At 70.9% G+C, this 12694-nt stretch carries 9 protein-coding genes and 1 pseudogene; 5 read left to right on the forward strand and 5 right to left on the reverse strand.

Annotation, left to right across the window (positions count from 1 at the left end; genetic code table 11):
- A pseudogene (locus ACXVUM_RS11460) lies at nt 1-390 on the reverse strand (DUF6264 family protein); the annotation flags it as partial.
- Between the two features lie 56 nt (nt 391-446).
- Nucleotides 447-1058 carry a TIGR03086 family metal-binding protein gene (locus ACXVUM_RS11465; protein ID WP_458521908.1) on the reverse strand — a complete coding sequence of 204 codons (612 nt, stop codon included), beginning with the start codon at nt 1056-1058 and terminating at the stop codon, nt 447-449.
- Between the two features lie 91 nt (nt 1059-1149).
- Here ACXVUM_RS11465 and ACXVUM_RS11470 point away from each other — a divergent pair, with 91 nt between their 5' ends.
- Complete coding sequence (locus ACXVUM_RS11470) at nt 1150-2088, forward strand: helix-turn-helix transcriptional regulator (RefSeq protein WP_458521909.1); 939 nt, start codon at nt 1150-1152, stop codon at nt 2086-2088.
- On the opposite strand, the gene ACXVUM_RS11475 is transcribed toward ACXVUM_RS11470, so the two are convergent.
- Together ACXVUM_RS11475 and kstR are read right to left on the reverse strand one after the other, a co-directional pair.
- Entirely contained in the window at nt 2079-3251 is a 1173-nt protein-coding gene (locus tag ACXVUM_RS11475) for an iron-containing alcohol dehydrogenase (RefSeq protein WP_458521910.1), read from the reverse strand. The two genes, ACXVUM_RS11470 and ACXVUM_RS11475, sit on opposite strands and share 10 nt — an antisense overlap.
- 49 nt (nt 3252-3300) lie before the next feature.
- Nucleotides 3301-3939, reverse strand: a complete 639-nt coding sequence (gene kstR / locus ACXVUM_RS11480; RefSeq protein WP_458521911.1) for a cholesterol catabolism transcriptional regulator KstR — start codon at nt 3937-3939, stop codon at nt 3301-3303.
- Nucleotides 3940-4159: 220 nt separating this feature from the next.
- Between kstR and ACXVUM_RS11485 the strand changes: the two genes are divergently transcribed.
- On the forward strand, nt 4160-6352 hold the full coding sequence (locus ACXVUM_RS11485; protein WP_458521912.1) for an acyl-CoA dehydrogenase family protein: 2193 nt from the start codon (nt 4160-4162) through the stop codon (nt 6350-6352).
- A gap of 31 nt (nt 6353-6383) precedes the next feature.
- Here the strand turns inward: ACXVUM_RS11485 and ACXVUM_RS11490 are convergent, their stop codons facing one another.
- Entirely contained in the window at nt 6384-8882 is a 2499-nt protein-coding gene (locus ACXVUM_RS11490; protein ID WP_458521913.1) for a sensor domain-containing protein, read from the reverse strand.
- Between the two features lie 242 nt (nt 8883-9124).
- Between ACXVUM_RS11490 and ACXVUM_RS11495 the strand changes: the two genes are divergently transcribed.
- The 3 genes from ACXVUM_RS11495 to ACXVUM_RS11505 all read left to right on the forward strand — a co-directional run bounded on the left by ACXVUM_RS11495 (nt 9125) and on the right by ACXVUM_RS11505 (nt 12693).
- Complete coding sequence (locus ACXVUM_RS11495; protein WP_458521914.1) at nt 9125-10288, forward strand: beta-ketoacyl synthase N-terminal-like domain-containing protein; 1164 nt, start codon at nt 9125-9127, stop codon at nt 10286-10288.
- A gap of 189 nt (nt 10289-10477) precedes the next feature.
- Nucleotides 10478-11527 (forward strand): acyl-CoA dehydrogenase family protein, encoded by a 1050-nt coding sequence (locus ACXVUM_RS11500; protein WP_458521915.1) that lies wholly within the window; start codon nt 10478-10480, stop codon nt 11525-11527.
- Nucleotides 11527-12693 (forward strand): acyl-CoA dehydrogenase family protein, encoded by a 1167-nt coding sequence (locus tag ACXVUM_RS11505; RefSeq protein WP_458521916.1) that lies wholly within the window; start codon nt 11527-11529, stop codon nt 12691-12693. The genes ACXVUM_RS11500 and ACXVUM_RS11505 overlap by 1 nt, the downstream gene beginning before the upstream one ends.
- Nucleotide 12694: the final 1 nt, after the last annotated feature.

Consider the following 12694-nt stretch of genomic DNA (forward strand, 5'->3'; position numbering starts at 1 on the left):
TCATCGGACGACGCTGCCGAGCAGGCCGATCGAGGCGATCACCAGGATCACCTGCACCGTGATGCCGAGCAGGGGCACCCAGAACGCGACCCGACGACGCAGCATCAGCAACACCGCACCCGCAGACGCGCCGAGCATCACCACGCCGCCGACGATGTCGGTGAGGACGTAGGCGTGGCCGATCTTCGCCGTGTCGCAGGCGACGCCGGTGCCGCACGGGTCGCTCGCCATCGCGTAGAACGCGCTGAAGAACGCGGCGACGACGAACGCCGTGACGTGCAGGGAGATGAGCAGGCTGGTCGCCACGATGTCCGCGGTGCGCGGCCGGCGGGCGGCCACCGTCGGGGCCTGCGGGTACGGCTGACAAGTGCTCATGCCGGGAACCGTAGGCGGTGCGGGCGGCGACGGTCAGGGGATCATCACCGCCCCGCACCGGGGAGAACTACTCAGGCACGTGCCAGCGGATCTCCGGCGGTGAGCCATGGCGACGACGCCCGTCCGGACCAGTTGGCGAGTCGCTCTGTCGGCCCGGCGCCCGGTCGCGGGTCGACGACGGCGTCGAACGGCGCGTCGTCGCGGATGTCGGCACCGATGAACATCCGCGCGACGGGGAGCATCGCCTCGGCGAGGCCTGCCGGGGCCTCGGCGGGTCGGCCGGTCGCCACGGCGAGATCCCACCCGTGGACGAGGGTCTCGTTGACGTACCCCCACAACGCGCCGCGGCCCGGGACCGTCCCCCACGGGACCGTGACCGGGGTGTCGAGCAGGGTGTCGTCGCCCCAGAGCGTGATCGCCGACGAGGTCGCGGCGACGTAGGCGTCGGGGTCGAACGCGAGGCCGAACGCGGGCACGGCCGACACGTCACGGCCCTCGGCGATCGCGATCGCGCGATGTGCGGTGCCCAGCAGGTGGCCACCGAGCGCGGCGACGTCGAGGTCGTCGCACGGGGTGGGGTCCGTCATCTGGGCGGGGGTGACGCCCCGCAGGATGTCGGCGACCCAGGCGGTGGCACCGGCGTAGACCGGGCGGGGATCGGTGGCGGCGGGCGAGGTGGTCATCGGGGGGTCTCCTGTGGTCGGTGGAGGTGGAGTCCAGTCCACCCGGCAATCACGACATCTCCTGTCGTGATTTCCTGACAGGATCTCCGGCATGCGCGCAGATCGTCTGCTGTCCGTCGTGATGCTGCTCCGACACCGCGGGCGGATGACCGCTGCGCAGCTCGCGGCCGAGCTCGAGGTGTCCGAGCGGACCGTTCTCCGTGACATCGACGCGCTGTCGCTGTCCGGGGTGCCGGTCTACGCCGAGCGCGGCCGCACCGGCGGCTTCGCGCTGGTGCCGGGCTACCGCACGGACCTCACCGGGCTGACCCTCGACGAGTCGCGGGCGTTGATGGCCTCCGGTGCCGGTCGGATCGGGTCCCCGGCGCTGGCCGCGGCCATGCGCAAGGTCGCGGCCGCCATCCCCGACACCCATCGCGAGGTCGTCGACAGCGCGGCACGCCGTGTCCTGGTGCGCCCCGAGGGGTTCGTCGCCGACGGCGCCGTCCGCGACGACGTCCTGGCGGATCTGCAGCGGGCGGTGATGGTGGGACTACGCGTACGGATGCGGTACGCCCCGCACCACACCGCGGCGTCGGACCGCGTCGTGGACCCGGTGGGTCTGGTGATGGCGGGGGAGACCTGGTACCTCGTCGCTCTGCGCGACGGCGAGGAGCGGGTGTACCGCGTCTCCCGCGTCGAGTCGCTCACGGTCCTCGACGAGCCCGCCCGGCGTCCGGACGACGTCGACCTGGCCTCGATCTGGGACCGCCGGCGGACGGAGTTCCGAGGACGCTTCGAGTCGGTCGCCGTGGTCGCCCGCGTCGCCGTCGATCACGTTCTCCCCGTGGGTGTCCGGGCGATGGTCACCGAACTGGGCCCGGCCGACGGCGCTGACCGCCGGATCCGGATCGACTTCGCCGACCGGCGATTCGCCGAGACCGTGCTCTGGCGGATGGCCGCGGACGTCGTCGTCGAGTCACCCGCCGCGCTGCGCGAGGCACTCCTCGCGCGGGCGCGTTCGGTGCTCGATGCGCAGGGTCACCGGTAGATCGCGCGATAGAGCCCGACGATCTCGTCGACGTCCGGCACACGGGGGTTGTTCGCGGGCGAGCCCGATGCGAGTGCCTGCTGGGCCATCACGGGGAGCCGTTCCTCCCAGGGCTCCTCGGCGATGCCGTGGGACTCCGGGGTCGGCACCTCGACGTCGACACACAACCGGGCGAGTTCGTCGACAAGCGCATACGCGGCGGTGCGGTCGTCTGCCGAGTCGGGTGCGACGCGCATCGCGCGAGCGCAGTCGGCGTAGCGATCCACGGCGGAGTCCACGGAGAACCGGGTGACGGCGGGCAACAGCATCGCGTTCGAGAGACCGTGTGCCACATGGAAGTGTCCGCCGATCGGCCTGCTCATCCCGTGGACGAGGGCGACCGAGGCGTTGGAGAACGCCATCCCGGCCTGTGTCGCGGCGACCATCATGGCCGCGCGGGCCTCGCGGTCGGAGCCGTCGGCCCAGACCCGTCGCAGCGCACCGGCGATGGTCCGCATGGCGGCGAGGGCGAGGCCGTCGCTGATCGGGTTCGCCTTCCGGCTGACGTAGGCCTCGATCGCGTGGGTCAGTGCGTCGACGCCGGTGTCGGCGGACAGCCGGGCGGGCATCGACATGGTCAGGTCGACGTCGACCACGGTCGCGATCGGCAGGAACGACAGGCCCGGACAGAGCATCTTCTCGTCGGTGGCACTGTCGGTGATCACGGTGAACTGCGTCGCCTCCGAGCCCGATCCCGCGGTGGTGGGGATGGCGACGATCGGCAGCGCGGGGCCGCTGTACGACCCGGGGGCACGGTGGTCGGCGATGGTGCCGCCGGTGACCGCCAGGACGGCCAGGGCCTTCGCCGTGTCCATCGGGCTTCCGCCGCCGAGGCCGATGAGCGCGTCGGCGTCCGCGGCACGGACCACGTCGAGACCGGGGCCCAGGGAGTCCGTCGTCGGGTCGGGGACGGCGCCGTCGAAGAGTGTCGGTGTCACGCCGGCGGTGGTCAGCAGGTCCATCACCCGGTCGGCGACGCCCGAGTCGACCATGAACCGGTCGGTGACCAGCACCGGCCGACGTACCCCGATCGTGGTGACCACAGATCCGAGCCGTTCCACCGCTCCGGCGCCGACATGGACCAGACGTGGCAGGGCGATCGTGACGGGTGTCGGTGCAACCATGTCCGCGACCCTGCCACGCCGAGTGCGGGTGGGACCCCGGAAAGGTGACTCAGGCGCGGGACTCGCGTCCGGCCAGCAGCAGTTCCACGGTCAGCTCGAGGCGGGCGGTGACGTCGGTGGCGGTCACCCGGCGGGTGAGCCACTGCACCAGGTTCGACATCCACACGTCGGAGATGACCCGGGCGATCCGCAAGTCCTCCTCGCTGGGCTCGTCCTCCGCCATGGCACCCGCGAGCAGACGGTCGATGATCCCGGCGACGGCGTCGACCTCGGTGGCCGCGGACGCGTCGGCGAACATGAACGCCCGCGTCATCGCCTCGGTGAGCAGCGGGTCGCGCTGCATCGCCAGGGTGATCAGGTCGAGGACGTGGCGTAGCCGCTCGACGGCGTTGTCGCCCTGCAGTTTCGACCGGTCGGCACGGGACTCGACGCGGGCCAGCTCGCGCGCGAGAGCGGTGACCAGCAGGTGCACCTTCGACGGGAAGTAGCGGTAGAGCGTGCCCACCGCGACGTCGGCCCGGTCGGCGACTGCCCGCATCTGGACGGCGTCGTACCCGCCCTTGCTCGCCAGCGCCAGGGTGGCGTCGAGAATGCGCCGACGACGCTCCCGCTGCGCGCTGGAGCCGAGATCGGCGTCGGTGGCCGCGGCAACGGTGCTCGCGCTGGCGGGGGTCGCCGGGGTGGCCATCTCAATACCTCATGTCGGGGTCAGTTCCTCACGTCGCGCGCCGCGAGAGGCGACGTGCCGACCGACGTCGACTGCCCCCGATCCCGTCGGCGAACCTTGATCCGATCGCACAACGATAAATCCATCGGCGGGAGAACGGCGATTCGCGGCTCCGGGCGGCATGGCATGATTAGAACACGTTCTAGTTCGACTGACACCCACGACGAGGGAGGTTTCGTCGATGTCCATCGCGGATTCGGCCGACCACGCGTCCTTCACCGAGGCCGTTCGTACCTGGGCCACCCGCGCCGACGCGACGTCGGCGGTACGCGGTGCGCTCGACGGACAGGGCGCGGCACTGCTGCCCGGTGCCGCCGACCTCGGGTTGTTCGCCGTCACCGCCGCCGAGGACGCCGGTGGCCTGGGCGCGTCCTTCGTCGACCTCGCGGTGATGCTCGAGCAGTGCGGACACGACCTCGTCCCGGGTCCACTGGTCTCGACGGCCGTCACCGCCGGCCTGCTCTCCGCCGCGGACGACCCGGCGGCGCGGGAGTCGGGCGAGTCGGTGATGGCCGGTGACGTGCCGGTCGCGCTCGTCCCGGCGATGCTCGCGTCGACCCCTCGCGAGACCGTCACCGCCCGAACGGTCGACGACGGCTCGCTCGTCGTCGACGCCGACCACCTCACCGCGGTGGGCCTGCACCCGGGCGGCCTCGTGCTGCTCGTGGTCACCGTCGACGGGACACCCCGCTGGATCGTCGTCGACTCCGCGGCGCCGGGAGTCGAGGCCAAGTCACTGACCGCCGTCGACGGGACCGACCCGGTCGCCGTCATCTCGTTGCGCGGGGTCGGCGTCCCGCCCCACGCGGTGCTCGCCGCATCCGCCCCGGCTGTGCGTGCGGCCCTCGTCGCGGGCCTCGCCGCCTACGGGTCGGGACTCGCGCGGTGGGCGCTGGAGACGGCGACGGAGCACGCACGGTTCCGCGAGCAGTTCGGCCGTCCCATCGGGTCGTTCCAGGCGGTCAAACACCTGTGCGCCGAGATGCTCTGTCGCAGCGAGGAGATGACCGCCGCGGCGTGGGATGCCGCGCACGCCGTCTCCGACACCCCGGCCGACGGGGCATCGGACGCCGACGCCGAACAGGTGGCGCTCGCCGTCGCCGTCGCCGCGGCGGCCGCAGCGGACCTGCCCGCCGAGAACGCCGCCGACTGCATCCAGGTCCTCGGCGGCATCGGGTTCACCTTCGACCACGACGCCCACCTCTACCTGCGCGCCGCGGTGGCGCTGCGCCAGCAGCTCGACGGCACCACCGGATGGCACCGCGAGGTGGCGGAGGCGGTGACCGGGGGAGTGCGCCGCCGGGTCGATGTCGACCTCTCCGAGGTCGAGGACCAGCGGGCGGAGGTGCGCGCGACGTGCGAGCGGATCGCCGCATCCGACGACCGCCGTCGTGCACTCGCGGAGACCGGGTATCTCATGCCGCACTGGCCGCGGCCGCACGGTCTGGCCGCGGGTCCGGCGCTGCAACTCCTCGTCGACGCCGAACTCGATCGCGCCGGGGTCACCAGACCGGACATCGTGATCGCCGGTTGGGCGATCCCCACGATCCTCGAGCACGGCACCGACACACAGCGCGACCGGTTCGTCGGCCCGACCCTGGCCGGCGACATCGTGTGGTGTCAGCTCTTCAGCGAACCGGAGGCGGGATCGGATCTCGCGTCGCTGCGGACCAGGGCCGTGCGCACCGACGGCGGATGGCTGCTCACCGGTCAGAAGATCTGGACGTCCGAGGCGCACAACGCCGACTGGGCGATCTGCCTGGCCCGCACCGACCCCGACGCCCCGAAGCACAAGGGCATCAGCTACTTCCTGGTCGACATGCGCGCCGCCGGTGTCGACGTCCGCCCGCTGCGGGAGATCACGGGCAACGCGCTGTTCAACGAGGTGTTCCTCGACGAGGTGTTCGTCGCCGACGACTGCCTCGTCGGCGAAACGGGTGGCGGGTGGCGTCTGGCCCGTACGACGCTCGCCAACGAGCGCGTCGCGATGGGTGGGTCCGGGCTCGGCAAGGAGATGGAATCGTTGCTGGCGCAGATCGATCGCACCGAGAGCCCTCTCGACCCCGTCGCCGTCGACCGGCTCGGTCACCTCTGTGTGCACGCCCAGATCGGCCGTGTGCTCGACGCGCGGTCGGTGGTCCAGCAGCTCGCAGGCACCGACCCTGGGGCGATCTCCGGCGTGCGCAAACTGATCGGCGCCCGGCACCGGCAGGAGGTGCCGGAATTCGCGCTGTCGCTGCTCGGACCCGACGGTCTCGCCATGTCCGACGCGGCGGATCTGTTCCTGCGCAACCGATGTCTCACCATCGCGGGCGGCACCACCCAGGTGCTGGCGACCGCAACGGCCGAACGCATCCTCGGCCTGCCCCGCTGACGTCTGCGGGCCCGTCGCGCGGGATGTCGGGTCAGTCGCGGTCGGTCGGAGCCGCGTCGCGGAAGTCGGGCGTCGGGGCGTCGGCGTCGGCGGTGCGTCCGGTGAGTGTGGTCCCGGCCCGCGCCAACGGTTCGATCTCGGCGAGCGCCCGCGGTGTCGCGTAGTAGTAGCCCTGCGCGAAATCGCATCCCACCCCGGCGACCTTGACGGCCTGGCTGGACGTCTCGACCCCCTCGGCGACCACGCGCATCCCCGTCGCATGTGCCATCGCCACGATGCTCGACAGGATCGCCCGCGCCTGCACACTCTCGTCGAGGGCGTCGACGAACGGCTTCGCGGTCTTGAGGATGCTGATCGGCAGACGATAGAGCTGGTTCAACGACGATGCGCCGGTGCCGAAGTCGTCGATGGCGACCTGGATCCCCAACTCCCGCACGGCGGCGACGGTCGCCTGTGCTCGACTGTCGCTGACACCGATCGCGGACTCGGTGATCTCCACGCAGAGCCGTTCCGGTCGCAGACCGGTGGCCACCAGTGCGCGGTTGAGCCGTGACAGCAGCGTGCGGTCGGACAGTTCGCGTCGAGAGACGTTGACGCACAACGTCATGTCCGCGGTCCACGGCTGCGCGGTGAACTCCTGTGTGGCCGTGCGGACGACGAACTCGCCGACGAGGTCGATGAGGTCGGTCATCTCGGCGATGGGGATGAACTCCGCCGGGGAGACCCGCCCGAGATCCGGGTGGTCCCAGCGCAACAGTGCCTCGACGGCGACCAGCCTGTGGTCGGTCGTGGTGACCAGTGGCTGGTACTCCAGACGCAGCCCCTGGGCGTCGGCGAGCATCGCCGACCGCAGGTCCTGCTCGATGCGCTGACGCCGCTGGAGATCGTGGCGGTGGGTGACCCGGAACCGGACGTACGGCGTCTGCGAACTGGATTCCATCTTCGCCTGGTACAGCGCGATGTCGGCGTCGCGCAGGAGGTCCGTCGGGGACCGTGGGTCGTCGAGGCCCGCGACGACGACACCGATGCTGATCGTCAACCGCTCGCTGCGCGCGCCGAGGGGGATCGGTCCGCTCACGGCGGCGTGGACGTCCCGGCTCTGCCGCTCGATCGTGTCGGCGTAGTCCGACGACAGCGGCGCGACGATGACGAACTCGTCCCCGCCGATGCGGCCGATGGAACTCCCCGACGGCGTGATCGCGTCGAGCCTGCGGGCGATCTCCTGCAGCACCTCGTCCCCCGCGGCGTGGCCGAGGCTGTCGTTGACGAGCTTGAAGTTGTCGAGGTCGAGGTAGAACACCGCGACCCGGTCGTCGGTCTCCGACAGCGCGTCGAGGTGCACGGCCAGTCGGCGCAACACCCCACCGCGGTTCAGCAGCCCGGTGAGGAAGTCGTGGTTGGCCTCCCACGCCAGCTGTGAGGTCCGCTCGTGTCGGTCGGTGATGTCGACGATGGACACCAGCGCGGCCGGGACGTCGATGTCGTCGTCGATGGCGCGCACGCTGCACGACAGCCACCGACGGGTGCCGTCGGTGGTCAGCGACGCCAGGCGGTCGATCACCGGGCGCCCGGTCCGCAGGCAGGCCACGATCGGTGACGCGGAGTCGTCCGGGAACTCCAGTCCGACGGAGTCGAGCGCGACGCCGGGGACCTGGTCGGCGGACAGGCCGAGGATCGTCAGCGCGGCCGGGTTCGCCAGCGCGATGCGGCCGTCCTCCTCGACCACGACGACGGCCTGGTGCAGCGACGTGACGATGGTTCCCAGGCGCTCGATGAGCGGTCGGCGGGTGGCCGACCCGACGAGCAGGTACCCGTCGCCGAGGGCGGTCACCGACAGGTGCACGAGGATCGCGCGACCGGTGTCGCCGCGATGGTGGACCGCGTCGACGGAACCGCCGGTCGCGAGGATCGACTGCGGGTCGACGTCGGCGTCGACCACGGTCGAGAAGCCCAGCCCGACAGCTGCGGCCGGCTCCACGCCGTAGAGCCGGCGCGCCCCCTGGTTCCAGGACCGGACCCGGAGTTCGGCGTCGAGGGAGATGACGGCGTCGCTGACGTGGTCGACGAGAGCTGCCTGGTGCCGGAGAGCGATCTCGGCGGCCTTCTGCGCGGCGACATCTCGCATGATGACCTGATAGGCCGGCGCGTCGTTCCACACGGTCCTGACGGACGTGACCTCCATCGTGCGGGTCTCGCCGGAGAAGTTGGTCATCAACATCTCCTCGGGGACCGTCGACGCCCCGGCCTCGTCTCCCATGCCGGTGATGCGCTCGAGCATCCGCGGCATCGAGTCGGGGTGGACGAAATCGGAGATGGGTCGCCCGATGAGCGCCTCCGGGGAGTCGACGCGGGCGAAACGCACCGCCGCCGAGTTCACGTAGACGATCTCGCCGCTCTGATGGACCGCGATCGAGTCGGGGCTCAACTCGAGGAGCAGTCGGTAGCGCTCGGCGACCGAGGCCGCCGCGGCCGGTGTGGTCATCGGACCCGCCGCCGGCGCCACGATGTCCCGACCGTCATCGTCATCCACGACCTCTCCGACCCCTCGGCTCACGCCTCCGTGCACGCGGGCACCGGATCGACGCTCGCCGCATTGTCTCGCACACGGTTATCCCATCGGAGGGATCCGTGAAAAGCAGTTCGGAATCACTGTGTGAAATGTCCTGCGCTCGCCATGTCGCCTCATTGTGGGACATCGTTGATATCAGGCCCTGACCTGGGCTGATGTGCGATAGGCGATTGCTTATCGCTAAATTCGACAAGGAGTTCACGATGGGAAACACCACACACCGTTCGCGGATCTCGGGAATCGGCGCGGTCAGCGGATACGGCTGGGGTCGCGAACGTCTCTGGTCCGGTCTCGTCTCCGGGAAACCGGCCGCCGCGATGCGGGCGGGATTCGGTCCGGACGGCACCCCCGGATGGGTCTCGATGGTCCCCGAGGGCGGCGACCCGGCGGATGGTCCGACGCGGTACACGCGGGCGATGCGCCACTCCGCGCGCGAGGCGATCGAGGACGCCCTCGAGCGCGGTTGGACACCGGGCCGTCGCGTCGGACTCGTCCACGCAGCCGTCATGGGTGACACCGCCATGCACCCCATGTTCTCCGCTCCTGCCGGGTCTTTCTCCGGCCGACAGTACGTGGCGGTCACGCCGTCCACGGGATTGTCGCTGCTGATGGCCGAGTACGGGTTCCACGGACCGGTCATGACGGTGTCGTCGATGTGCGCGTCCGGGTCGTCGGCCATCATCACCGCGCAGACGTGGCTCGACGCGGACATGGTCGACGACGTCGTCGTGGTGGCGACCGACCTGTCGGCGACCCCGGAGATCGTCGGGATGTTCACCCGTCTCGGGGTGGCCATCACCGACGACGAACCCATGTCGGCGTGCCGCCCGTTCCAGGAGGGCAGCCGGGGGTTCAGCTTCGGCGAGGCCTCCGTCGCATTCACGATGACAAATCGCGATGACGTGTCGGGATACGCCGACGTGCTCGGCGGAGCGTTGACACATGACGGTTTCCACCCCACATCCATCGATCCGTCGCTCACCCATGTGCGTCGTTGCGTCGACGAGGCGCTGGCGTCGGCGGGTGTCGACGGGCGTGATGTTCGTTACCTCAACGCGCACGGACCGGGTACCGCACAGTGCGACGCGGCCGAGGGGACGATCCTGCGTGAGATCACGCCGGAGGCGTCGGTGTTCTCGGTGAAGCCGCTCGCGGGTCACTGCCAGGCCGCGGCCGGTGCGGTCGAGTTGTCGGCGTCGCTGATGGGGTTCCACCGCGGCCAGATCCCGGCGTCGCCGGTCGTCGCCACGCCGTCGGTGTCGTGTCTGCTCGACGGCGCGACGGCTGCCGAGCCGGGCCTGACGCTCAAGACGTCGCTGGGCATGGGCGGGTACACGGCGGCGCTGGTGGTCGCGCCTGTCGGATGAGTGACTCCCCGCGGTCGGGGGGTCGGCGATCGAGGGGACGGTGTGGTGCGGGTACACGCCGTCCCCCGATCGCCCCTGTGCTTGCGTCGGCGACGCTGATATAACTAGAACAGGTTCTAGATTTCGGCTGGGGCGGCGGTCTGACCAGGCCTGCCGCCCCACCGCTCGACGTTGGGAGTGCAGGGGCGCATGGACTTCACGCTGGACGCGACCGCAGTCGCCGTCGCGGACGTCGCGACGGACGTGCTGCGCCGGCACCAGTCGGTCTGGGACGACCGCTTCGCGGGCGCAGGCGGTTTCGAGGACGGGCTCTGGGCGGCCATGGGTGAGGCCGGGGTCACCGCGCTGCCCCTGCCCGAGTCTCGCGGCGGTGACGGAGTCGGCGTGCTCGGTCTCGCTCCGCTGTTCCGGGGGCTCGGAGAGCACGCCGCGGTGACACCCGCGCTCGGGACGCTGGTGGCGGCCGCGGCGGCGGGGGACACCGAGGTGGCCGGGACCATCGCGGACGTCGTCGCCCGGGGCGGACACGTCGCGGTCGCGGTGTCCGAGCCCGGTGCCGCCCTCACGGCCAGCCCCCAGACATCGGTCGCCGACGGTCGGGTCAGCGGCACGAAGACCGGTGTCCTGCACGCCGAGACCGCCGCCGCGGTCGTCGTGACGACCGACGCGGGTGCGCTCCTCGTGGAGCTCGACGCGCCGGGTGTCGAGATCACCCGGACCACGACGTCCTCCGGGTGGGGTGAGTACACCGTGACGCTGCGCGGGACCCCCGTCGACGTCACCGCGGCCACCCTCGCCGGGGGTGCGCGCGCGGTGCGCGACCTGTACCGGTTCGCCCTCGCCGCCTACGCCGACGGACTCGTCGCCGGAGCCACGCGCATCACCGCAGACCACGTCACCCAGCGTGAGCAGTTCGGCAAGCCGATCGGCACGTTCCAGGCGGTCAGTCAGCAGATCGCCGACATCTACGTCGTCGGCAGGTCGATGAACCTCGCGGTGACCGCCGCCGGATGGCGTCTCGCGGAGGGCCTCGACGCCGAGCGCGATCTCGCACTGGCGACGTGGTGGCTCGCCGCGGAACTGCCGGCCACGGTGCGCACCATGACGCACCTGCACGGCGGGGTCGGCGTCGACATCACCTATCCGCTGCACCGCTACTTCTCCGTCGTGAAGGATCTCGCCCGTCTCGTGGGCGGGCCCACCGCTCGTCTGGACGAGCTCGCCGAGCAGGAGTTCTGATGTTCATCGACCTGACCCTCGACCAGCGGGCCCTCAAGGCCGAACTGCGCGAGTACTTCTCGACGTTGATCTCGCCCGAGGAGCAGGCCGTGATGCGCACCGAGCGTCACGGGCCGACCTATCGCGCGGTGATCCGGCGGATGGGTGCCGACGGTTGGCTCGGTGTCGGATGGCCGACGGAGTACGGCGGCAAGGGCTTCGGCGAGATCGAGCAGCAGATCTTCGTCAACGAGGCTGCGCGTGCGGACATCCCGCTGCCCGCGGTCACGTTGCAGACCGTCGGACCCACCCTGCAGGTCTACGGCACCCAGGAGCAGAAGGATCGCTTCCTGCCGGCGATCCTCGCCGGTGAGGTGCACTTCGCGATCGGCTACAGCGAGCCGGGCGCAGGCACCGACCTCGCCTCGCTGCGGACGGCTGCCGTCCGCCACGGCGACGAGTACGTCGTCAACGGCCAGAAGCTGTGGACCACCGGCGGTCACGACGCGGACTTCGTGTGGCTGGCGTGCCGTACCGATCCCGACGCCCCGAAGCACAAGGGCATCTCGATCCTCATCGTCGACACCAGCGACCCCGGCTACAGCTTCACCCCGATCATCACCGCCGACGGCGCCCACCACGTGAACGCGACGTACTACTCCGACGTGCGGGTGCCGGCGGGCATGCTCGTCGGCGAGGAGAACCGTGGCTGGAAGTTGTTGACCACACAGCTCAACCACGAGCGGGTGATGCTGGGTCCGGCGGGACGGATGGAGGGTCTGCTCGCCCGCGTCGCCGCGTGGGCGGAGCGCCCCGGCGCGAACGGTGCCGTGCCCGCGAAGAACCCGGACGTCCGACGCGCCCTCGCCGAGATCGCCGGATGCGCTCGCATCAACGAGTTGCTCAACTGGCAGGTCGCGTCGTCGGGCAACGAGTCGATCTCCATGGCCGACGCCGCCGCGACGAAGGTGTTCGCGACCGAACGCATCCAGCGGATCGGCCGGATCGTCGACGAGATCGTCGGGCGGTACGGCGACTTCACCGACCCGGAGACCGCTGCGCTCGTCGACTGGCTCGACGCCCAACAGAAGCGGAACTCGGTCATCACCTTCGGGGGTGGCGTCAACGAGGTGATGCGCGACATGATCTCGACCGCGGGCCTCGGTCTGCCCCGTGCGGCGCGGTGAC

Source organism: Williamsia sp. SKLECPSW1, assembly GCF_054332755.1.